This is a genomic window from Clostridium sp. TW13, assembly GCF_024345225.1.
In the GTDB taxonomy this organism is placed as follows: domain Bacteria; phylum Bacillota; class Clostridia; order Clostridiales; family Clostridiaceae; genus Inconstantimicrobium; species Inconstantimicrobium mannanitabidum.
This window is the reverse complement of record NZ_BROD01000001.1, coordinates 3,679,094-3,701,778: the sequence shown is the minus strand read 5'-3', so window position 1 is coordinate 3,701,778 and position 22,685 is coordinate 3,679,094. Positions and strand designations below refer to the sequence as shown.

The following is a 22,685-nucleotide window of genomic DNA, read 5'->3' as shown; positions in this document are numbered from 1 at the left end:
TTGTTTTCAGATGTCTTATTATAAAAACTTAAAAGGCGGGGGAAATATAATGACAAGTAAAGAAAAAGAGTTAAAAGAGAAATTAACCAAGATTAAAAACAATAATTATATACTAGATGGGGAAGAAAGTTATTTCAAATTAGCGTTAGAAATGATGGAGAATATAGGTTCAACAGATCCAGAACTTCGAGATGAACTTATATATGGAATTTTATTTAATTGGATTATAGAGAATAAACTTGTTCAAGAACAACTTAAGGAATTGCTAAGCATTAGTTTAGATAAAGCACATGTTTTTTACAAGTTAGGGGATAATGGTGAGGATTCTGTTTTTACAAGAACTTTCTCAGTTTTAATAGTAGCACTTATTATATACAAGCATAATCAGGAGGCTTTCTTATCAGAAGAAGAACTGCATGATGTTAAGGATAAACTTGTAGAATATATGCTTAAGGAACAAGATATTAGAGGGTATGTAGAAGTGAAAGGATGGGCTCATTCTGCTGCGCACACTTCAGATGCTTTAGATGAATTGGCACAGTGTGATTGTTTTAATAAAGAAGATTTATTGGATATATTAAATTCAATAAAAATTAAGGCGTGTACAGGCTACTATGTGTATATTGATGAAGAAAGCGAAAGAATGGTCAATGCAATTGAGAATTCATTTAAAAGAAAACTTCTTAGTGAGTCTGAAATAAAAGAATGGTTGAATGGTTTTACAATTAAAAATGCAGAATACAATTATATGCAAGGTTTTCATTCTAAGGTGAACATAAAAGATTTTTTAAGGAGTTTATACTTTAGATTATTAGAGCAAGAGGAATATAAGTCTATTGTTGAAGAAATAAAGAATATACTTAATTCAAAAACATTCAACAGATATTAATTTATACAATTATAAAATCATAGTATGAAATTATTTGCGTTCTATTTGATAAACATAATAAATTCAAAGGATGATAATGTTAAACTGATAAAATGGTAATGATTACTGCATAAGTTTTATATTAATGAATATAAATGAAATAAAAAGCTCTTTATTTTTTGAAATAAGGAGAGTATGATGTAAATATTATATTTGAAAGGGATGATTTTATATGGGTAATGTTCAACAATTTATTTTGCCTGTAGTGTTAGGTGTAGTGGGCTTGATCGCTTTATACTTACTAATATTTAAGGTATTGGGACTTAGAATAATTGGAACAAATGAAGTGGGGGTTGTAGAGAAGTGGTGGTCTCCAAGTGGAAACTTAAAAGATGGGAAATTTATAGCTCTTAATGGAGAGGCAGGTTTTCAACCAGATGTTTTAAGAACAGGTATACACTTTAAGTCTTGTTTAGTTTATAAGGTGGCAAAATGTCCTTTAGTAACTATACCTCAAGGACAAATAGGGTATGTATTCGCTAGAGATGGACAACCTTTAAGTGAAACTCAAACTTTAGGTAGAGTAGTGGAATGTTCTAACTTCCAAGATACTAGATCATTTTTAGCTAATGGAGGACAAAAAGGACCTCAAAGATCAATACTAAGAGAAGGAACTTACGCTTTCAACTTAAGTGCATTTATTATTTTGACAGAAGCTACTGACTATTATATAAACATAGGAAACAACAGAGAAGTAGAACAAATAAAAAGAATGTCTGATGACTTAAGAGCTCAAAATGGATTCAGACCAGTTGTTATTAAAGAAGGTACAAGAAATGCTGCTGGGGAACCAATTAAAGATCCAATGGCAATTATAACAATACAGGATGGTCCATCTTTAGCTAATGGAGAAATTATTGCTCCAGTAGTTGGACAAGATCCTTCACAACCAGAAACCTATCATAATAACTTCCAAAATCCAGAGGCGTTCTTAAAAGCTGGTGGATATAGAGGAAAGCAGTATCAAGTAATTAGTGATGGTACTTACTTTATAAATCGTCTATTCGCAAGCATAGACATTATTCCAAAAACAATAATTCCAGTTGGTTTTGCTGGAGTTGTAAACTCTTTTGTTGGTAAACAAGGAATTGATGTAAGTGGAAGTTCATATACTCATGGAGAACTTGTTGAAGAAGGCTGCAAAGGTATTTGGGCAAATCCATTAAAGCCAGGTAAGTATTCATACAATCTTTCAGCTGGAATTTTAACTCAAGTTCCTACTACAAACTTTATATTAAAATGGGTTCAATCTGAGGTTGGCGGACATAAGTTTGATGAAAATTTAAAAGAAGTAACTTTAATAACTAGAGATGCTTTTGAACCAACATTACCACTTTCAGTTGTTGTTCATATTGATTATAAAAAGGCTCCACTTGTTATACAAAGATTTGGAGATATAAAGAGACTAGTTGATCAAACTCTTGATCCAATGGTTTCATCATATTTCAAAAATGTTGGACAGAAGATGACTTTGATCGAGCTTATTCAAAACCGTTCTGAAATTCAAAAACAAGCTACAGAGGAAATGAAGTCAAAGTTCCAAAACTATAACTTAGAGCTTGAAGAAGTATTAATAGGAACACCTTCACCAAATGGAGATAAGAAGATAGAAGAAATCTTAAAGCAATTAAGTGATAGACAATTAGCTAAAGAAAAGATTGAAACTTATGGCAGTCAAATGAAGGCTAGTGAGAAAGAGAAGGAATTAAAAGAATTCCAAGCTAAGTCAGAGCAACAAGCAGACCTTACTAAATCAGAAATCAATATTAAGATTCAAGATAATGTTGGTAAGGCTGAACTTCAAAAAGCTATACAAGATGCAGAAAGACAAAAGACTCTTGCAGATGCAGAGGCTTATAAGGTTAAGAGACTTGCAGAAGCAGAAGCTGAAATGAAGGCTAGACTTGGTATCGCTCAAGCGATTGCAACTCAAGAACAAGTTAATGCTTACGGTGGACCTCAATATCAAGTAATCCAAGATGTAATGACTAAGTTTACAGAAGCTATTAAGGCTGGTCAAATCAATATAGTACCTAATAATGTAGTTACTATGGGGGGCGCTGAAGGTAGTGGCAATGTAAATGCTGTAGAAAGTCTTCTTGCAGTTTTATTATCTGAAAAATTAGGAGTTGATTTTAAATCTACTGCTGAGGAAGGTGACTTTGCAAAGAAGATGAAGGAAGATATTTATAGAAAAATGAATGAAGAGAAACACGATAATAATGTAAAGCCTAAGGAAGAGCTTGAAGTAAAAGATAGTGTTACTGAAAACAAATAATTAATATAGTTTATAAGCTTGAAAATTCTAGATGATTATAGGAATTTTCAAGCTTATTTTTTATTTATTTTTGTTCCATAGGGCCTCTACTCTTGGTATAATGAAATTAAGCATAACTTGGCTCAAGTGGAGTCAATCTCCATGGTGATTTAATTAAATTTATTTAGGAACCGTAGCTGCTATATTAAACTTAAGGCAGTAGGAATGTTACACAGGCTATCTATTAGATAGCAATATAGAATGGGGGGTAATGTATGAAAAGATTTTTAAAATCAAAGAATTTTGTATTAGCATTCGTTTTAGTATTCTTATTACAAAATGTACAAGTACTTGCTAGTACTACTACATCAAGTAGTGTTCCAACAACTAGCATTAAACAAGTTTCCACATCATCTATAAAAGTTTCAGCAAGTTCAACTGTTGCTGTAAAATCACTATCAATAAATAAGTGGTCTTTATCAGCTCCTATAGCATATAAGGAAACTTTAAAAGCAACTATATCACCAAGTAATGCAACAAATAAGAGGTTGGAGTGGAGCTCTAGTAATCCCAAAGTAGTTAAAGTTGATTCTACGGGAACAATTACTGCATTAGCAGTAGGAAATGCGACTATTTGGGCAGAGTCAGCTGATAATTGGAGGATTTTTGATACTTGTTCTGTACAAGTTCTTCCTTCTGTGTCTGGAGTAAAACTTAATAAAACTTCTACAACAATAGCGAAGAATGGAAAAGAAACATTACAGGTTTCGATACTTCCTAGTAATGCAGGAAATAAGAGTGTAACTTGGAGTTCTAACAATTCTAAAGTTGCTACAGTAGATAAAAATGGTGTAGTAACTGGAATAAATGATGGTACAGCTGTTATAACTGCTAGGACAGTTGATAAAGCAAAAACAGCTACATGCACAGTTAAGGTTGTAACAGTTCCAGTTACAAGTGTAGGTCTTAATAAAACTTCTACAACTTTAGCGAAAGGATATAAGGAAGCATTAGCTGCTACAGTAGCCCCAAGTAACGCTACAAATAAGAATGTAACTTGGAGTACAAGTAATCCTAAGATCGCTACAGTAGATAGCAATGGTGTTGTCACAGCAACAGGAGTTGGAAGCGCTGTAATAACTGCAAAAACAGTTTCTCAATCAAAGGCGGCTTCATGTAAAGTAACTGTAAATGATATAACCGCTCAATATAAACCATCTAATTTTAAGAATCAATACATAGAAGTTAAAGCAGTAAATTCTAATACATTAAGAGTAACAGGTAAGCTTATCAATGGTTCTAAGTATTTATTAGCTGATGTAACAGATGTAAAAACAGGAAGTACACTAAAAAATGTAATGTCACAAGCAGATGCCAATGGAATGTTTTCTTTTGACTTTCAATATAATTTTAATGCTGGAAGTTATAATATAAATGTTTTTGAGGGCGATGTTCAATATGGAACTTATCATGATTTCTATTATGGAATTCAATTTAATAAAAGTTCTAGTGGAATATCATTCCCAGTGTCTAAAGTATATCAGTATGATGTGGACAAGTTCAAAGCTTATAAAGTAGAAGCTAAAGATACTGTAGTGAACGTAAACTCACAAGCAGATAGAAACAAGATTAAGGATTTGGCACTTCAAATTACTAAAGGAAAGACCAACAATTATGATAAGCTTTTAGCAATAAATAATTGGGTAGCTGATAATATATATTATGATTATGATATGCTTAGTGGAAAAACAGGATACAGAGATGCCATAGGAACTCTTAATGCAAAGCGCTCTGTTTGTCAAGGATATGCAGAATTAACTGCTGCCTTAACAAGATCAATTGGTATACCATGCAAAATAGTTATTGGCTGGGGAAATAACAATCATACAGATTGGAGTACTCTTAAAAATGGACAAAGTAATCATGCATGGAATGCAGCTTATGTAGATGGAAGATGGGTAATATTAGATACTACTTGGAATTCACGAAATGAGTATGAAAATGGAAAGTATACAAAAGGTGAGAAGCGCTATAAGTATTTTGATGCAACAATAGAAGGTTTTTCATGGGATCATAGAATAGAATCAACATACTAATTAAAAAATTTTAGAAGAGATAATTTATATATAGCAAGCTGTTTAAGCTAGAAGTTCTATCAACAATAATGAACTTCTAGCTTTTTATTTATAAGATTGTGCCAATAAATTAGAAGTATGCTATTATTTTAGTTATAGACCAAAATAGTATAGTAAGTTAAAAACATTTGTATGAGAGGAATTTAGTATGGATATAGAAATAAAGCAGACCACACATGAATTAAGAGAAATTGTTAGATTTATTTATAATGTTTCAAATGAAGATTTAGAAGAACAGTTTTATGGAGAGTTACAGCAGCAAATATATGAAGAAAATAAAATTAAGTTGGAGAATTTCATAAAGAAGGAATATACCAAAATTAAAAAGAGCAGTAATAAGTTTAAGAAATTAATGACTTTAGAAGATAAAGATAGGGAATTTTACTTTATTAATATGTGTAAGAAGACAGCCTGCGTAGCAGAAATTCTAATTTATAATATTAATATGGATTTGATAAAAGAATTACATAATGATATGAATAACTATGATGAAAATTTCTTTAGAGAACAATTAATATTGGGAATTAATCAGGAATTTGCAGATGAAATTTCAGAAAAAGGTGATCAATTTGAACAATTATTAGATGATAAAAGTATACTAAATTTTATTGATTTATTAGATACAATAGAGATAAATGAAGATGCTAAGTGGAAACTTATACAAGTATATAAGAACCCAAAACCTCATTACATGGTATTAGTCGAAATAATATTGAAAAATGAGGATGCTCACAAAAATGCTTATAAGGAAGTTGAACAATTAGTTCATAAATTTATAGAAGATTTTCAGAAAGATCCTCAGGGTAAATATGTTTATATACAAGAAACTATAGGAATTAAGTTAAATAGTAATAAGTTAATAATATATCCAGCAGTAGCAAGATTTAATGCTTTGACTATGGATTTAAAAGATGGTTGTGAAATATTGCATTATGGAATTTTGTTTGATAAACTCATGGAAGGAGTCAGAACTATTGGAAGTGATAAGGCTCCAATTATTAATGTGCTAAAGCCATTAAGTGATAAAAGTAAGTTTGAAATAATAAGATTACTAAAGAATGAAGAAATGTATGGTCAGCAAATTGCAGAAAAATTAAAGCTTACCACAGCTACAGTATCTTATCATATGAATGATTTAGTTGTTGCCAATTTGGTGTGTTTAGAAAGAAGAGACAGTAAAGTTTATTATAGCTTAAATAGAAAAGCTATTAAAGAGTTTATATCTGAGTTAGAAACTTATATGCTTTAACGCATATGAAAGTATATAGGTTTATAGGTGAGTCTATTTGGACTGGTTATTTATTTTCAGGTGCCTAATATACAAAACTACAGAAAGATTTAAATTAACATAAATCTTTCTGTAGTTTTTTATATATATAAAGGTATTGTTATCAAAGATTATAGTAAGCTTTTTGAAAACGTGTTTCACTTAATTAGTATAATAAAAATATAAAATTATATTAGATGAATATCTAATTAGTAGTTGACTATCATCTAACTGAATGGTAAAATTTAATAAAAAAGGGGGCTTTAAGATGGAGATTACAAAAAGTTCGTATGGAGTTGTATTGAAAGAAAAGAATTATTTATTGTTTATGATCGCAAACTTGATTTCAAGATTTGGGGATTCTGTGGATGCGATTGCTTTTGGATTTATGGTATTTAAGTTAACAGGATCAGCATCCTTGATGGCATTATTATTTGGGGTTAATGCCGTACCTACAATGATATTTCAACCTTTTGCAGGAGCATTGGTTGATAGGTTCAATAAGAAGAAGGTAATTGTTTGCTGTGATTTAGGCAGAGGATTAATAGTAGGAGGCATAGCCATTTTATTTATGACAGGACTTTTAAGTGTTCCAGTTGTATTTATAGCTACATTCATCAATTCTACATTTGAGTCGTTTAGATCACCAGCTGGTGGGGCAATTATACCATTAATACTTTCTAAGGAGAATTATACTTACGGGATGTCATTATCTTCTACTTCATCAAGAATTGTAGAAATTGTAGGATTAGCAGTTGCAGGTGCAATTGTAGGTATACTAGGGGTAAGTGGTGGAATACTAATAGATTCTTCTTCATTTTTTATATGTGGTTTAATAATGTGCTTATTAAAGCCTGTTGGAGATATTAAAAATAAAGTAGATATTAGTTTCAAATCATATAAGGATGATTTAAAGAGTGGCTTTAAATATTTAATGAAGAGCAAGCTGTTGTTAAACTTAATTTTATTTACTCCGCTAGTAAATATGCTATTGGTTCCCATAAATACATTAGGAATTGTGTATGTAAGTAACAGTTTGAAATTAGGACCAGAGGTATATTCAATCATTCAAATTTCATTAATAGTAGGAATTGGACTAGGAAGTTTTGTTTTTCCTAAAGTAAGTGAAAAGGTAAAAGGTATAAAAATATTTATAGTATCTGGAGTGCTGATTGGCATACCATATGCAAGTTATTATTTTATACCTGGAACAACGTGTGTAGAGATAATTTTAGTACCAGTAGGCATTATATTTGGATTGGGAGCAGGTTTGATTATGATGCAGCTTAATGTGCTTGCAATGCAAAAGATAGAAAAGGAGTATATGGCGAGAGTTTTTGGGATAATGGGAGCTTTGGCTATGAGCGCAATGCCTCTTGGTTCAGTAATAGTTGGAGGACTATGTTTAGTGCTAAGCACAACTCAAATATTCTTAGTGGTAGGAATACTTACTGTACTTTTGTTCTTATCTCAAGTTTTTAATAAAAATATTAGATCGTTATAAAGATTTAAACAAATCTTAACAATAACTGTGTTAAATTTAATTTATTTGTAAATATATTCATTAATAAAAGTGTTACTCTAATATAAGAGTGACACTTCTATTTTTTATGAGTGATAAGGCGTCTGAAAGGATATAGGTTTATAGGCTAGTTTGCTTAGACTTGTTATCTATTTCTAGATATCTAAAATAATATTTGAATTAGTGCGAACTGATGAAATTTAGATTATATTTAAATTACGATAACATTGGGGGATGTTGAAGATGAAAGAAAACAAATTGGAAGATTATATGAATTTTACAAAAGCAGTTTATGGTGATAAGGATCCAGCGCATAATTTTAAGCACATTAGGAGAATCTCTAAAAGATTAAAAATGTTTATTGAAGCAACGGATGAACAGATGAATTTGCAATTATTATATTTTCTTGCTGCCTTCCATGGATTAATAAAAAAGATTGCATCAGATAATTCTTTTAAAGAAGAAATCATAGTTTTTCTGAAGGGTCTAGGATGGTCAGACTCAGAAATAGAAAATGGCTTTATTTCTTTGGGGAGACATATAGACAATCCTATTACAATAGAAGAAAAAATAGTTCATGATGCAAATTATGTTGAGTTGGTAGGTGCGTTTGGTATTGCTAAAGCTTTCACAACAGGTGGAGCTAAAGGACAAAATTATGAGGAGACCATAAAGATTTTTGAAAATGATTTTCTAGAAAAGATAGAATTCAAAACAGCTTTAGGTAGAAAGATAGCAAACAAGAGAAAAGATTATACACGAGAATTTTTAAACATATTAAAAACAGAATTATAATATTAGTATGTTAATATTTTTATAAATAAAGGTTGTGAAATTTGAATTATAAACTTCATGACCTTTGTTCATTTTCAACTATAAACAGTAAACATAATTTATAGATTATTTTAGTATAAATAATTAGATTGTGGTAAAATAGAAGAAATGAATTTGTCGTGTGTTCATTTTTATAATTTTATTATAAGTAATTATATTGTAGGGGGAAAGGTTATGGGAAATTTTTGTACTAAGTGTGGTAGACCATTAGAAGAGAGTGAAGTTTGTAATTGCGAAAATAGTAAAGTTGTACAACAAGTAGCTCAAGAAACGAACGTTCAAAGTGAAGAAGTTAAACCAGAAGGTGAGCAGTCTGTTAAAGTTATGCAACCAGAATGTCAACAAGAAACATACCAAGAGGAACAGTTACAGTTTGAACAAAAATCTATTGAAGGTGAACAAAGTGGATTTAATCCACCAGTAATGAGTTCAAATCCACAGCAGCAATATCAAAAAAATGTTGCTCCAGATGCTTTTGGGTTATACATAAGACGATTTTTTATGGTTGCTAGGAAGACAGTAAAATCACCAGCTTCAATGCTTAAAGCATTTGTAAAAGCCAATGACTATAAAGTTGGACTAGGCTTTATGGGAGTTGATTCAATCATATTTGCATTGTTTGTAACACTTTTATTTGGTAAGCTTAATTCAGCTATTTCAGATTTCAGCAGTACATTAGGAATATTTAGTTCAATAGGGATGAGCGCTTCTTTACACTTTCCACTAGCAAAGATATTTTTTGCTACTTTGATATTAACTTTCTGCGGAGCTTGTGTTTTAGCTGGGATATTATTGTTCTTTACAAAGGTTATATTTAAGTATAAAACAAATTATAAGCAAATGTTATGTGTAGCCAGTGCAAAGAATTTAGCATCAGCTCCATTTGCTTTAATAGCTTGCATAGTTTTAGTAGTAGTACCATCATGGAGTTTATACATTATATCTTTTGGAACTTTACTGGGATATTTTTATGTAGCAGTGGCTATGAAGGGTACAGGAGTAGTTGATGAAGATAAATTAACATATATTTTATTCTTATCTTTTGCAGCTATGGTAATTATTTCTGGACTAGTTATGAGAGTAGCATACAAAATGTATCTACCATCAGCATTTACAAGTAGCCTAAATGGAATGAGATCATTTAGGGGATTTAACAATTAATCAGTATAAACAATAAAAGAAACCTCAGTAGATTTATTAAAAGTCTACTGAGGTTTTTATATAGTCTATTGAGATATTTTAAAGTTTATAGAGTGAACTTACCAAGAAGTTCTTCTAATGTGTTTACTAAGTTTTTAAGTGATTCAGAAGCTTCTCTAACATTAGCTACTGAGCTTAATTGCTCATGTACTGTAGCAGACACTTCTTCTGTAGCAGCTGCTGACTGTTCACAAATAGCAGTTATTCCTTGAATTGAATCTACTACAGATTCTTTACTAGTTTTAATATCATCTATGTTTGATATTAATGTATCTACTTTTGAACTAAGGGTTTGGAAAGATAATTTTATATCTGCGAAGGATTGCTTTGATTCATTTATTGAATTATTAACTTCTATAATGTTAGAAGTTGAAGCATCCATATTCTTTTCAGTAATACTAATTTCGTTACGAATATCATTTATTATAGTCTCAATTTTCTTAGTAGAATCGGCAGTTTGTTCTGAGAGAGCACGAATTTGTTCTGCCACGACTCCAAATCCTCTACCGGCTTCACCAGCTCTAGCAGCTTCAATAGCAGCATTTAAAGCTAATAGATTTGTTTGAGTTGAAATCCCGTTTATTGTAAGGACAATATTTTCTATAAGTGAAGATTTTTCAGCTAGTTCCTTAACACTATTACTTGTCTTAAGTTCTATTTCAGTAGTGCTTTTGATTTTATCCATTAAAGTATCAATAGATTTGATTGCTTTATCATTATATGTTTTAGCTGTCTCAAATTCAGAGTTAAAAGTATCTGTGATGCTTATGATGTTTTCAACTTTATCAGATAAAACTCCTAATTTTTCAGAACTATCTTGTGCATCATTTGCTTGGGCTTCAGCACCATTAGCAAGTTCTATAACTGTACTGTTTATAGCAGTAAGTGAATCTTGTAATTCTTCAGTTACTGAATTTAAATTAATTGAGTGACCAGAGGTAGTATCAGAACATTTTTTAATATCTATTAATACATCTTTTAATATTTCACGCAGATTTAATACTGCTTTTCCTATAATACCTGATTCATCTTTGAAATTATTAATCTTAGAAAACTTATCATTTTCCCTAAAATCAAGAGTAGAAGTAAGATTAACAAGTCCTGTAATAAACACTATTGGGTCACTTAGTCTCTTTCCTATGAATAAAGCTATTATAGAAGTTATAATACATACAATTAAAGTTATAATTATTGATAGTATTATATTGTTATTTATAACTTTAAATATATCTGATTCATCAGCTGATACAATCATTATGTTGCCATTATACAGTTTGGTATAAGCTAGTACTGATTTTATACCATCTTTTTCATAATACTGTATTCCTGAGTCTTTTGATATTACATCCACTGTATTGCCTAATACTGTTTTTAAAGTATCTTTGTCAGTATATTTTTTATCAACTAAGTATTTAGTATCTTTATTAAGCAAGGAGGCATGTCCTTTGTCATAAATCTTTACATTATTTATCATATTTTTATAATCATTAAAGAATAAGTCAACAGCGATTACTCCGATTAATTGATTATTTATGTATATTGGTTTTGTGTATGCCATTCTCATGCTAGTAGAACTTGAATCTGTATGTGGGTCACTCCAAAGAGCAGTTTTACTGTTTATAGGATTGTAGTACCAAGTCATATCTGGATTGTTAGTTTGAAATTGGCTCTTAGTGAATTTTTGCAATTGTGTTACATCTTTTTCACCAGCTTTTCTTTCAAAGATTACTTGATAAGCTGAATCTGTCAATTCTGGATTTATTATTAGAGCTACGCCTAGTAAATTAGGTTGTCTTGAAATTAAATTTTTCATTATTGGAGACATAAACTTAGCATAACTGTCAGCATATGCTTTATCAGTTTTTACTTTATTTAAATCAAAACTTTGAGAAAAAAGAGACTCTAAGTTATCTACAGTATTTTTAGTAGATATAAGTCCTTCATTTATTGTTTGAGCTTTATTAACAGAAGTCTGAAGTAAATTGCTCTCGGCATCAGTTTTTAGTGCGCCTTTACTTACTATATTTGTTGCAGTAGTAATAATAATTGACGTTACTAAGCAAAAGAAAACAATTGCTGCAATTATTTTTGTAGATATTTTTTTCATAATTATATACCCTCCCGTGGAATTTAAAAAAAAATTTAATTATATAATAACATTATCGAAAATATTTTAGCAAAGTCGACAGGAAATGTTTAGACATACTTGCATATGAAGGAATGGTTCAATTCTCCCTATTCCACTTTTTACAACACCAAGCCATAATTTTTAATATTTGCTGTAAGTTTATCGCTATAATAAAAAATAGAATGCTAAGTTGTTTTATAGCATACAGGAGTAAACTTATGAAAAATTTAAGATTTTAACTAATGAAACTACAGAGATAAAACTGTATAATTTATACATAGATAAAATAATTTAATATTATTATGAAATCAAAATTAAGCAAACCAAAGCAATAATTTGGCTTGTTTTTTTAATAGGGGGAAATATGAAGTTAGTTTTAAATAATGTTCAAAAGCAATTTGGTGATAAGCAAGTATTGAAGGATGCTTCTTTTACTTTTGAAAAAGGAAAAATATATGGGTTATTAGGACGTAATGGAGCTGGTAAGACTACACTTTTTAATTGTATAAGTGAGGATATCGGATGCGATGGTGGAGAGATTATGCTTCAAGAGGGGGAAGATGATAAGAACACCTTAAGTTACTCAAAGGTTGGATATGTATTTTCAGAACCAGTATTACCAGAATTCTTGACTGGACACGAATTTTTAAAGTTTTATATAGATATAAACAAGGACAAGATAAAAGATCTAAGAACTATTGATGAGTACTTTGATTTTATGAAGATTGGTAAGGACGATAGAAATAGACTTATAAGAGGGTACTCTCAAGGAATGAAAAACAAAATGCAAATGTTATGTTACTTAATTACAAGACCAGCAGTAATTTTGTTAGATGAACCATTAACTTCATTTGATGTTGTAGTAGCAATTGAAATCAAAAACTTACTAAGGAAAATCAAACATGATCATATAATAATTTTTTCTACACATATTCTAGAGTTAGCCACAGACCTTTGTGATGAAATTGTAGTTTTAAATAATGGAGAGCTTGAGCATATAGACGATAAAATACTGAAAAGTCCTGATTTTGAGAAGAATATTGTAGAGATATTAAAGGAGGAAGGAGATGCTTAGTACATTCATAAACAGCTATAAGGTATCTTTTGCTGAAGACGCCAATGTATTGATACATTTTCTAAAGAGGGTGCCTTTAATAGGAAAGAAGATTCCAGATAAATTGTATGGACAAACAGATGCTAAGATAACAGTAGGAGTAATAAGACAAGTTTTAAATGTTATAGGACAATTTATAAAGAAATCTCTATATTTAGGACTTGTAGCTTATCTGCCAGCATGGTTTATAAATAAAAGTGTGAGTCCAAACATGTCAATAATGGCTACAGTTTTGATTATTTTTACTTTTATGAACTTTTTTGAAGGTTCCATAGTAAATGTAGTGATTTTTAATCCAACCAAGGAAGCTTTCAATATGATAAATCTAATGAGAGTAAATCCAAGAGATTATTTTCTGTCACAGATAATATACAAATTGGTATCTAGCATAATTTACTTTATGTTACCATTACTAGTAATAGGATTTTCACCTATACAAACTATTATGCTGTTATTAGAATTAACAGGGTTTAGACTTTTGGGAGAGTTTATACATGTATACTTTTATGAAACAAAAAAGGTAGCTCTTGTAGATAAAAATTGGTTAGCAGGTCTAATTGTTTTGTTAGCTTTGGTTGGTGCTTACGGACTTCCAATATTAATTAATGGCAGTATAGATTTTGCAACAGTTATTTTTAATCCTATATTTTTTATAGCAGTGATAATTATAGGAGTTTTAAGCTATTTATACTTATATAAATTTAAGCATTTTATGATTTTAGCAAAAGCAACAGTGACCAAGGCTGTTATATTTAACAAAGACAATATAATGAAGGATGCAAGGTTTGCAGATGTAAAGATAGATGATAAGAAGATGTCTGCAGATTTGCTTAACACTGAAAGATTTAATAACAAGCAAGGGTTTGAATATTTAAATTCTATATTCTTTTTCAGACACAGAAAGATAGTAGAGAATGCAATAAAAATGAGGGTAATACTCATAGTTGCAGTATTTATTATATTTGGAATAATAATGTTTTTTGTACCAAAGTTTAGAGAACAATCTATAAATTTAATTACAAATGCAATGCCAGTTTTAGTTTTTATTATGTACTGTTTATCAACTACAGAAAGAATTTGTAAGGCAATGTTTTTTAATTGTGATAATAGTCTTTTAAGATATGGATATTATAAAGAAGGCAAGGTTATACTTGCTAATTTTAGAGCTAGGGTTAAAAAGATAATATTCTTTAATAGTATTCCGGCACTTACAATATGCTTAGGAATGCTAATTATAGGTATTGTTTTGGGGGGAACTGGCAGCATATTAAAGATAATTCCTAATCTTTTATGTGTATTATGTTTATCGGCCTTTTTCTCAATACATCATCTATTTATGTATTATGTTCTTCAGCCATATACATCAGAGTTAACAGTGAAAAGTCCACTATTCTCTGTGGTTAACGCGGTAGTATACTTTATTTCTTATATGTGTCTTAGAATTAAGGTTACATCATACTTTTTTACATTAGGAGTAATTGCAGCAACAGTTGTTTATATGATAGTTGCAGTTATATTAACTTATAGACTTGCACCAAAAACTTTTAAATTAAAGTAGGTAGTAATATGGGAAAGAAAAAAACAATAATTATTTCAATTACCACAGTAATTTGCTGTTGGATTTTTAACATAGGATATTTTTATATGAACAAATTGAAAGCACCTGTTTTCATTGAAAATTATAAGGAAATAGAGGTATATGAGAGTTTACCTTCTAAAGAAGAAATGAGTCAATATGAAGATGGTTCTACATTTGAGGGATTAACAAAGGAAGAAAAAATAAAACAACTTACTCAGGTGAGGTTTCCTAATTTTAGTTTTTTTTATATTACTGATAATAATGAGGATGAGATAAGGCAAGTGCAGTTTCCTGAGTTAGGGAATATGAATATTGATGTATTTCCACAGCTTGTTAATAGTTATAATAATCATAATCTTATGAGTATTGATATATCTGACACCACAGGAAGTGGGCTTGAGTTTAAAGATAAAATATTAGCAGAATTAAAGGAGGGTAAGAATAAAATAACTAAGATGACCTACTATACTAGAACAGGCAAAAGGTATGAGGTTAATTTAGGAGAAATATATTTCATTGGTCCTTTTAAAAATACTGAAGATTTCTCCATTTGCAGTAAATGTGGTAGTGGAGGTTCTACTGATGGTACTGGGTATGCATATTTTAATGCAAACCGAGATTGCTACATTACTTCAATAAAAAGTAACATTAGAAAAGAAATTGATGAGATATTTGAAATAAATATGAACTCTACTAATATTAATAAATTAAATTTTCCATATAAGGTGAAAAAAGATGTGAATATTAAAATAGATTATGTAATAAAAAAAGAATCTTATAAATCTATACAAGGAAATATTACATTAAAGATGGAAAAGGGAGAGATTAAGCAAGAAGTACCTATGGATTTAGAAATGAACTCCATAGGAAGTAATATAAGATTAGATAGCAAATTCGTCAAGGCTATAAAAGAAGGTGGAGGACAAGCACATGAAGTGGGGACTAAATAGAATTTTTTGGGGATTCATAATAATAACCTTTCACATTAATATAGGACCTATCCCTATTCTACCTGATTTTATAGGATATATATTGATAGGCAATGGTCTATATTCAATTATTAATATAGACGGAACGGATGAATCCTTTCTAAAAGCTAGAAAAATTACAACTATTATGGTTATTATATCTATAATTAATCTGTTACTAAATATAGTTCCTACAGAGAATAAAACTCCTAATATTTTAATGTCTATTTATGGAGTGCTTGTAAGTTCAATAGCATATGTGCTTTACTATTACATTATAAAGGGATTAAAAGAAGAGGCAATTAAGAAGGAATTGTTTGATTTTGCTCGCAGTTTAGAAAGAGTATGGTATGCTATTCTAGCATGTATGACAGTACACTTATCATTATTAGCCTTCAATATTAATTTTATCAGAAATGAACATTTTACTATTGTACTTTGGGGGCTTTGGATTCTTATTCTGATAGTAAGAATTGTATTCTTAAGATATTTAAGAGTTGCATATAATGAGTGTGAAGAAGAAAATTGAGAAAGAATGACAGGTATAGTTAAAAAAATAAATGACTATAAAAAATAGAGGTACCCGCAGAATTAGGAACCTCTATTTTTTATACAATTGGGTTTAGAAAACTTCTTATCTACAACCTAGAAAAGGTTTATTTTGATGCTTTCTTACTTTTCTTTTGGCTATAATTTTTCTTTGGAGATTTTGAATCTCTTGAACTCTTTTCTGGAGTAGCAGTGAGCTTTTTATAATTTCTATCGTATTTTGAGTATTCTTCTATAAGCTTTTTATTTTTAGCAACAGAAAAGCCGAACTTACCTATAGCAAATTTACTCATTGGATAATATTCGCCATGGCAATAGGATATAAGTTTTGCTTCTTCAAAGTGGATTTTACCACTATCATCAATTAAAGAATTATCAATATGAGAAGAAACCACTTCAGCTAAAATCATATCATGAGAACCAAGGGAAATTATTTGTGTAACCTTACATTCTATATTTATTGGACATTCGTTTATGTAGGGAACAGATATTTTTTCTCCATCAATCATAGTGAAGCCTAATTCTTTAATCTTGTTTACATCTCTACCTGATCTAACTCCACAAAAATCTGTTTGTTTAACTAAGTTATAGTTAGGAACATTTACTGTGAACTCCATAGTTTCTTTAATATATTCATAAGAAAGACGTTCAGGTCTTACAGAGATTGAAAGCATAGGTGGTTTGGTACAAACTGTCCCTGTCCAAGCCACTGTAAAGACATTAGTATCACCATTTTTATTTTTTGAAGTAATAAGAACTACAGGTACGGGATTTAAAATCACGCTGCCTTTAAAATCAACTTTATTCATTTTGTTAACTCCTTAGATAAGGCATACTCACAAAACAAATAAGTGCAGATGTTAGTTTATTTGTTTTTAGATGCCTAATAATTCATAGTATATCACATCACTAGATTATATATAAACAGGATAATTTTTTAAAGATATTGATGGAGTAATTTTCAGTAAAGCATATTTATGGTATTCTTGTTTATATGAGTATGTAGTTAAGACAGTTTTAAAAATAAGTCAGTTAATATCTTTGATTTATTGCTTATTTTAATATGTTTAAGTATGGAGGAAAAATCTATGTCCAATGAAAGAATATTAGTAGTAGAAGATGATGTGGATATAAATGATCTACTATGTGATTTGTTAAAGAAAAATGGATACGAAGTTACAGCAGCTTATTCCGGAACAGAAGCAAAGATGTGTATAAAGAATGAAAACTATCAAATAGTATTGTTAGATTTGATGTTGCCTGGAATCAAGGGAGAAAGTCTAATTGAGGAAATAAGAAAGGAAAAGGTCATGCCTATAATTGTTATTTCTGCAAAGACTTCTTTAGATGATAAAGTAAATGTATTAAGATTGGGTGCAGATGATTTTGTGGGGAAACCTTTTAATGTAGATGAGGTTTTGGCGAGAGTTCAAGCTCAACTTAGAAGATATACTGAATTTGCAGAAACACAAGAAAATCCTAAAATCTTAAAGTATAAGAACATAGTTCTAAATAATGAATCTAGAGAAGCATCTGTTAATGATAATTTAGTGAACTTAACTCTAAGAGAGTATGATATATTAGAACTACTTATGTCAAATCCTAAAAAGGTATTTACAAGAGCAAATATTTTTCAATCTGTTTGGAAAAGTGAGTTTTTAGGAGATGACAATACTGTAAATGTGCATGTAAGTAATTTACGTTCGAAGCTTGCTAGTTTTGATAAGGACACAGAATATATTCAAACTGTATGGGGAATAGGTTTTAAACTTAAAGAATAAGACTTATAAGTTAATCTTAATACTTTCTTAATATCTTCTTTATGGCATCTTATAAGTATAAATTTATAATGTGTTTATGAGCTTAGGAGATAATAATAAGGCATATAAAAAATAAGTAAGTCATAGGTAAGTTTGTTTGGCTTATTATTTATTTTAGATGCCTAAGGTGGGAGGAAATTATGAAAGATATTGTATTAAAAACACAAAGCTATTCGAAGCAATATGGTAGCTATTTTGCAGTGAATAATGTTAATATGACCATTGCAAAAGGTGAAATTTACGGATTCATAGGACAAAATGGGGCTGGTAAGACAACTCTTATAAGAATGATAACAGGTCTTATACACAAAACTTCAGGGGATATAGAGCTTCTAGGGGTATCAACAGATAGAGAGTTAGATGAAGCAAGAACTCAAATAGGAAGTCTTGTAGAAATGCCAGCATTTTACCCTAATATGACTGCAAAAGACAATCTAGAAGTTTCAAGATTAGTTAGAGGGATTACAGGTAAAAATTCAGTAGATGAAATATTAGAACTTGTAGGATTAAAGGATGCTGGTAAGAAAAAGGTTAAGAACTTTTCCCTAGGTATGAAACAAAGGTTAGGGATTGCAAATGCCTTGCTTGGTAATCCAAGACTATTAATTTTAGATGAACCTATAAATGGGCTTGATCCAGTTAGCATAGTTGAAGTTAGAGAGTTATTAAAGAAAATTAATAAAGAACAAGATGTCACTATTTTAATTTCTAGTCATATATTAAGTGAACTTTCAGAGCTTGCAACAAAGTACGGCATTATAAACAAGGGCAAACTTATTGAAGAGATATCAGCAAAGGAATTAAAGGAAAAATGCAGACAGTATATAGAAATAGAAGTTGATGACAGCAAAAAGGCAACAGTATTATTAGAGGAAAAACTTAATATATCTGACTATGAAGTTATGCCAGAAAAAATTATTAGAGTTTATGAACATTTAGACATGGTGGGAGAAATAAATACTATTCTTTCAACAAACTCAGTAGTGGTGAAAAAGATATTGTCAAAGGGTCAGAACCTTGAAGAATACTTTATAAACGCTATTGGAGGTGGAAAAAATGAGTAGATTGTTAAAGGCTGAATTATTCAAGTTAAGGAAAAATAAAACCTTTATAGTTTTATGTATAGTTATTGCAGTGTTTGCTTGTATGACTACAGGAATCACTAAACTTGTATGCAATGAATCATTTTTAAGAGGAAGTTTATCAGGAATGACTGAACAACAAAAAGATCAGTATATACAAGGGTTAAAAAATAGTGCTAATAATCAAAATCAAAATGCTTCTGGGAATATGAGTATAGGAGTTCACGTGAGTACTAAGGATTTATTTAATCCAAAGGCAAGAGATTTGTTTTATAGTTCTTTTGGTAGTGGTTTAATAGAAATCTTTTTATCCATTTTAGTTGGAGCAATGGTAGCAAAGGAGTACTCTTCAGGAACAATAAAAAATACATTGGCTTATGGTAAGAAGAGATGGCAATATTATGTTTCAAAAGTTATAGTTAATACAGTGGGGGGAACCATATTATTAGCAATAACAGTTGGCATCTCTACATTATTAAGCTGTATGTTATTTGGGTGGGGAGATCCATTTACATTTAGTGAGTTGGTTAATATGCTTAAAACCATATTAGGATGTATAGTTATGATATTTGCTACATCATCATTATTAGTATTAATAGCAACTTTCACTAAAAGTAATGGAGGAACTATTGCTATAGGAATAATATTACTAGTGATAGGGCAATCTGTTTTATCTGAGTTATATTTATTGGAAGTTTTTAAGTGGTTGAAACCTATATATAATGTAACAATTACGCATAATTGGGCAGAGATGATAAAGCCACCAGTTGAAAATGCAGCATTATTAAAAGCAGTGTTTATAGGAGCTGCAATTACTGTTATTTCAAGTATACCTGGCATAGCATTAATTAAAAATCAGGATATAAAATAACTCATTAATATAGATATGTAGGTCTCAAGTGGTACTTTTACAATATGGTAGGCAGTAATGTTTAAATTTATCTTGTATATCTGTAAGGCAAAATAAACAATAAGAGATTAAAAATAAGGAGGATTGCAATGGAAGTTATAATTTTAATACTTTTAATAATAATACTAAGTTTGCTCCTTCTTATAATTTCTTATAAAAAGGACATACGATATATATCAAGACAGATATCAAAAAGTAAGGGTGATCTTACAAACATTAAGATGAGTAGCTTAAATAAAGAGATTGAAGAATTGGGTATTAAAATAGATGAATTATATCTAACAAACCACAAGATAAATTTAAAGATAAGAAATAATGAAGAAAAATTACGAGAAAGCATAGAAAACATGTCTCATGATTTAAGAACTCCATTAACTTCAATAATGGGATTTGTACAACTTTTAAAGGATGAGCAATTAAGTAAAGAAGAAAAACTAAGATATATCAGTATAATTGAAAGAAGAACTGAGAATCTTAATACATTAATTAATTGCTTTTATGACCTATCAAGGATAGAAAATAACGAGTATAAATTTAAATTAGAGTATGTTAATCTTTCTGAAATATTAGTTGAAAATATCGCTGCCTTTTATGATGATTTTATCAATAATGGAATTGAACCTAAAATCCAGATTGCTGAAAATAGATCTAATGTAATTGCTGATAAAAATGCTGTTATGAGAATTTTTTCGAATTTAATCAACAATATGATCAAACATGGGGATAAGTCTGTGGATATCTCACTGTATAATGTGGATAACTATGTGGAAACTGAGTTTATTAACAGTGCTCCAAACTTAAAGCCAGAAGAAGTTGAAAAAATATTTGATAGATTTTATACAGGGGATGCTGCAAGAACAGACAAAAGTACAGGCTTAGGTTTGTGTATAACCAAGGCATTGGTAGAACAGATGGGACATAAGATTGAAGCCAATCTTGAAAATGGTAGTTTGAAAATTAAGATTAGGTGGCAGATAAAGAGAACAGTTAAATAAATTAGAAAATCGGAAATTATTAAAATGTAGTAAAAATAAGTAGTTGATATAATATATTTAAGAAATTAAGATGATTTATAAGAAAGAGATGGATCGAGATGAAATTTACAAAAATAGATATTTTAATATTAGTAGTACCAATAGTCATAATGCTTTTACTCACACCTATTTTACCAGCCAGAGTACCTATTCATTGGGGATTAAATGGTGTTGCAAATGGATTTATAGATAGAAAATTTGCATTTTCTTTGGGATTACTTCCGTTTGTAATATATAAAGTTTTAAAAATTAAGTATGGTGTTAAATAGTGAGATAAGGTCTTTCTAGTTGTGTATTTATTGTGAGTTTGCAAATGAAGTTACATAATATAATATCACACTAGAAAATATATAAAGTAATAGCAGTTGTTATATTATGATTTCAAAGATAACAACTGCTATTTTTGTTGAAGTAAAAAGTATAAATGAGATGATTCTATTTTCCTTGGTTTTTATCATTAAACATCTTGCTTGTAGATTCCATAAATGTTTTAGCACCATTTGATATTTCGTGACCTAACACCTTAGCACTATCAGCCATATTACTCATAGCTTTAGTTGTAGTTTCTTTTAGATTTTGGGCACTATGCTTAGCTTCATCACCTAAAACAGCAGTACCATGAGAGATTTCTTCTTTTATATTACCTAATGTATTTTTAAAGTCATTTAGTTTTTCATCTCTAGACATAGTTTTCATCTCCTTTTATAGAAAATTTATCATTACTATGTTGTACTACTTGTAGAAAATTATACATTATAAAATTGTGGAAAACACTTGACTAAATAAGTGTATTACTACTATAATACACTTATGGTAAGTTACTATCTTATATTTAAGTAACAATGTATAGATTCTTTTAGATTTCATATAATACACTTATTTTTACAAGAAAATTGAACTTAAGCATTAGGAATTACATAAGAATAAAGATTAAACAAAGGAGATGAGAATGATTAATGAGTATAAATTTCAATACTAATGAACCGATTTATATTCAAATTGTAAGATATTTTAAAGAGCAAATTATTTTAGGAAATTATAAGTCTGGGGATGAAATACCATCAAGAAGAGAATTGGCAGCTACCTTAAAGGTAAATCCAAATACAGTGCAAAGAGCCTACAAAGAGATGGAGGATCTAGGAATGATAGAAACTGTCAGAAATTTTCAAAGCACCATAACAACCAATACAGAGAAGATACAAGAAATAAGAAATGATATTATAAATGAAGCTGTAGATATATTTATGAATGCAATAAAGGCAATAAACGTAAATAAATCAGAAGTTATGAACATTTTAGAAGAAAAATGGAAAGAGTAAAATTTTATAGTGGTGTGTTAATGAATTAATACAATAGGG

The 22,685-nt window shown here is 29.6% G+C and carries 20 protein-coding genes; 17 read left to right on the top strand and 3 right to left on the bottom strand.

What is annotated here, in order from left to right; translation table 11 throughout:
* Positions 1 to 49: 49 nt before the first annotated feature.
* The 7 genes from OCU47_RS17075 to OCU47_RS17045 all read left to right on the top strand — a co-directional run bounded on the left by OCU47_RS17075 (position 50) and on the right by OCU47_RS17045 (position 10,104).
* A complete protein-coding gene (locus OCU47_RS17075; RefSeq protein WP_261829801.1) occupies positions 50 to 889 on the top strand; it encodes a DUF2785 domain-containing protein in 840 nt (279 codons plus the stop codon).
* Between the two features lie 211 nt (positions 890 to 1,100).
* A complete protein-coding gene (locus OCU47_RS17070; RefSeq protein ID WP_261829800.1) occupies positions 1,101 to 3,206 on the top strand; it encodes an SPFH domain-containing protein in 2,106 nt (701 codons plus the stop codon).
* A gap of 254 nt (positions 3,207 to 3,460) precedes the next feature.
* Positions 3,461 to 5,281, top strand: a complete 1,821-nt coding sequence (locus OCU47_RS17065) for an Ig-like domain-containing protein (protein ID WP_261829799.1) — start codon at positions 3,461 to 3,463, stop codon at positions 5,279 to 5,281.
* Positions 5,282 to 5,468: 187 nt separating this feature from the next.
* Complete coding sequence (locus OCU47_RS17060) at positions 5,469 to 6,569, top strand: ArsR/SmtB family transcription factor (RefSeq protein WP_261829798.1); 1,101 nt, start codon at positions 5,469 to 5,471, stop codon at positions 6,567 to 6,569.
* 286 nt (positions 6,570 to 6,855) lie between these two features.
* The gene (locus OCU47_RS17055) at positions 6,856 to 8,091 is read left to right on the top strand and encodes an MFS transporter (RefSeq protein WP_261829797.1); all 1,236 of its coding nucleotides are present in this window, start codon (positions 6,856 to 6,858) and stop codon (positions 8,089 to 8,091) included.
* Between the two features lie 261 nt (positions 8,092 to 8,352).
* Entirely contained in the window at positions 8,353 to 8,904 is a 552-nt protein-coding gene (locus tag OCU47_RS17050; RefSeq protein ID WP_261829796.1) for an HD domain-containing protein, read from the top strand.
* Between the two features lie 213 nt (positions 8,905 to 9,117).
* Complete coding sequence (locus OCU47_RS17045; RefSeq protein ID WP_261829795.1) at positions 9,118 to 10,104, top strand: hypothetical protein; 987 nt, start codon at positions 9,118 to 9,120, stop codon at positions 10,102 to 10,104.
* A gap of 85 nt (positions 10,105 to 10,189) precedes the next feature.
* Here the strand turns inward: OCU47_RS17045 and OCU47_RS17040 are convergent, their stop codons facing one another.
* On the bottom strand, positions 10,190 to 12,250 hold the full coding sequence (locus OCU47_RS17040) for a methyl-accepting chemotaxis protein (protein WP_261829794.1): 2,061 nt from the start codon (positions 12,248 to 12,250) through the stop codon (positions 10,190 to 10,192).
* A 385-nt stretch (positions 12,251 to 12,635) separates the two neighbouring features.
* On the opposite strand from OCU47_RS17040, the gene OCU47_RS17035 reads away from it, so the two are divergent.
* Genes OCU47_RS17035 through OCU47_RS17020 form a run of 4 tightly spaced genes read left to right on the top strand, consistent with a single transcriptional unit; the run spans position 12,636 to position 16,461 of the window.
* Positions 12,636 to 13,346: an ABC transporter ATP-binding protein gene (locus OCU47_RS17035; RefSeq protein WP_261829793.1), complete on the top strand. Its 711-nt coding sequence runs from the start codon at positions 12,636 to 12,638 to the stop codon at positions 13,344 to 13,346.
* A complete protein-coding gene (locus tag OCU47_RS17030) occupies positions 13,339 to 14,943 on the top strand; it encodes a hypothetical protein (RefSeq protein ID WP_261829792.1) in 1,605 nt (534 codons plus the stop codon). Before OCU47_RS17035 ends, OCU47_RS17030 begins: the two co-directional genes overlap by 8 nt.
* Before the next feature lie 8 nt (positions 14,944 to 14,951).
* Complete coding sequence (locus OCU47_RS17025) at positions 14,952 to 15,914, top strand: hypothetical protein (RefSeq protein ID WP_261829791.1); 963 nt, start codon at positions 14,952 to 14,954, stop codon at positions 15,912 to 15,914.
* Positions 15,895 to 16,461, top strand: coding sequence for a hypothetical protein (locus OCU47_RS17020; protein ID WP_261829790.1), 567 nt, complete (start codon positions 15,895 to 15,897; stop codon positions 16,459 to 16,461). The genes OCU47_RS17025 and OCU47_RS17020 overlap by 20 nt, the downstream gene beginning before the upstream one ends.
* A gap of 127 nt (positions 16,462 to 16,588) precedes the next feature.
* Here OCU47_RS17020 and OCU47_RS17015 read toward each other — a convergent pair whose 3' ends face one another.
* Positions 16,589 to 17,290 (bottom strand): flavin reductase family protein, encoded by a 702-nt coding sequence (locus OCU47_RS17015; RefSeq protein WP_261829789.1) that lies wholly within the window; start codon positions 17,288 to 17,290, stop codon positions 16,589 to 16,591.
* Positions 17,291 to 17,569: 279 nt separating this feature from the next.
* Between OCU47_RS17015 and OCU47_RS17010 the strand changes: the two genes are divergently transcribed.
* The 5 genes from OCU47_RS17010 (at position 17,570) to OCU47_RS16990 (ending at position 21,596) form a co-directional block, all read left to right on the top strand.
* A complete protein-coding gene (locus tag OCU47_RS17010; RefSeq protein ID WP_261829788.1) occupies positions 17,570 to 18,262 on the top strand; it encodes a response regulator transcription factor in 693 nt (230 codons plus the stop codon).
* A 179-nt stretch (positions 18,263 to 18,441) separates the two neighbouring features.
* Positions 18,442 to 19,365, top strand: a complete 924-nt coding sequence (locus tag OCU47_RS17005) for an ABC transporter ATP-binding protein (protein ID WP_261829787.1) — start codon at positions 18,442 to 18,444, stop codon at positions 19,363 to 19,365.
* On the top strand, positions 19,358 to 20,254 hold the full coding sequence (locus OCU47_RS17000; RefSeq protein WP_261829786.1) for an ABC transporter permease: 897 nt from the start codon (positions 19,358 to 19,360) through the stop codon (positions 20,252 to 20,254). Before OCU47_RS17005 ends, OCU47_RS17000 begins: the two co-directional genes overlap by 8 nt.
* A 128-nt stretch (positions 20,255 to 20,382) precedes the next feature.
* On the top strand, positions 20,383 to 21,288 hold the full coding sequence (locus OCU47_RS16995) for a sensor histidine kinase (RefSeq protein WP_261829785.1): 906 nt from the start codon (positions 20,383 to 20,385) through the stop codon (positions 21,286 to 21,288).
* Between the two features lie 98 nt (positions 21,289 to 21,386).
* On the top strand, positions 21,387 to 21,596 hold the full coding sequence (locus OCU47_RS16990; protein ID WP_261829784.1) for a DUF1648 domain-containing protein: 210 nt from the start codon (positions 21,387 to 21,389) through the stop codon (positions 21,594 to 21,596).
* 166 nt (positions 21,597 to 21,762) lie between these two features.
* Here OCU47_RS16990 and OCU47_RS16985 read toward each other — a convergent pair whose 3' ends face one another.
* On the bottom strand, positions 21,763 to 22,014 hold the full coding sequence (locus OCU47_RS16985) for a hypothetical protein (protein ID WP_261829783.1): 252 nt from the start codon (positions 22,012 to 22,014) through the stop codon (positions 21,763 to 21,765).
* A 269-nt stretch (positions 22,015 to 22,283) separates the two neighbouring features.
* Here OCU47_RS16985 and OCU47_RS16980 point away from each other — a divergent pair, with 269 nt between their 5' ends.
* On the top strand, positions 22,284 to 22,646 hold the full coding sequence (locus OCU47_RS16980) for a GntR family transcriptional regulator (RefSeq protein WP_261829782.1): 363 nt from the start codon (positions 22,284 to 22,286) through the stop codon (positions 22,644 to 22,646).
* Positions 22,647 to 22,685 lie beyond the last annotated feature (39 nt).

Coding starts and splice junctions, on each gene's coding strand:
- OCU47_RS17075 (WP_261829801.1), top strand. CDS start 50: ATGACAAGTAAAGAAAAAGAGTTAAAAGAGAAATTAACCAAGATTAAA.
- OCU47_RS17070 (WP_261829800.1), top strand. CDS start 1,101: ATGGGTAATGTTCAACAATTTATTTTGCCTGTAGTGTTAGGTGTAGTG.
- OCU47_RS17065 (WP_261829799.1), top strand. CDS start 3,461: ATGAAAAGATTTTTAAAATCAAAGAATTTTGTATTAGCATTCGTTTTA.
- OCU47_RS17060 (WP_261829798.1), top strand. CDS start 5,469: ATGGATATAGAAATAAAGCAGACCACACATGAATTAAGAGAAATTGTT.
- OCU47_RS17055 (WP_261829797.1), top strand. CDS start 6,856: ATGGAGATTACAAAAAGTTCGTATGGAGTTGTATTGAAAGAAAAGAAT.
- OCU47_RS17050 (WP_261829796.1), top strand. CDS start 8,353: ATGAAAGAAAACAAATTGGAAGATTATATGAATTTTACAAAAGCAGTT.
- OCU47_RS17045 (WP_261829795.1), top strand. CDS start 9,118: ATGGGAAATTTTTGTACTAAGTGTGGTAGACCATTAGAAGAGAGTGAA.
- OCU47_RS17040 (WP_261829794.1), bottom strand. CDS start 12,250: ATGAAAAAAATATCTACAAAAATAATTGCAGCAATTGTTTTCTTTTGC.
- OCU47_RS17035 (WP_261829793.1), top strand. CDS start 12,636: ATGAAGTTAGTTTTAAATAATGTTCAAAAGCAATTTGGTGATAAGCAA.
- OCU47_RS17030 (WP_261829792.1), top strand. CDS start 13,339: ATGCTTAGTACATTCATAAACAGCTATAAGGTATCTTTTGCTGAAGAC.
- OCU47_RS17025 (WP_261829791.1), top strand. CDS start 14,952: ATGGGAAAGAAAAAAACAATAATTATTTCAATTACCACAGTAATTTGC.
- OCU47_RS17020 (WP_261829790.1), top strand. CDS start 15,895: ATGAAGTGGGGACTAAATAGAATTTTTTGGGGATTCATAATAATAACC.
- OCU47_RS17015 (WP_261829789.1), bottom strand. CDS start 17,290: ATGAATAAAGTTGATTTTAAAGGCAGCGTGATTTTAAATCCCGTACCT.
- OCU47_RS17010 (WP_261829788.1), top strand. CDS start 17,570: ATGTCCAATGAAAGAATATTAGTAGTAGAAGATGATGTGGATATAAAT.
- OCU47_RS17005 (WP_261829787.1), top strand. CDS start 18,442: ATGAAAGATATTGTATTAAAAACACAAAGCTATTCGAAGCAATATGGT.
- OCU47_RS17000 (WP_261829786.1), top strand. CDS start 19,358: ATGAGTAGATTGTTAAAGGCTGAATTATTCAAGTTAAGGAAAAATAAA.
- OCU47_RS16995 (WP_261829785.1), top strand. CDS start 20,383: ATGGAAGTTATAATTTTAATACTTTTAATAATAATACTAAGTTTGCTC.
- OCU47_RS16990 (WP_261829784.1), top strand. CDS start 21,387: ATGAAATTTACAAAAATAGATATTTTAATATTAGTAGTACCAATAGTC.
- OCU47_RS16985 (WP_261829783.1), bottom strand. CDS start 22,014: ATGTCTAGAGATGAAAAACTAAATGACTTTAAAAATACATTAGGTAAT.
- OCU47_RS16980 (WP_261829782.1), top strand. CDS start 22,284: ATGAGTATAAATTTCAATACTAATGAACCGATTTATATTCAAATTGTA.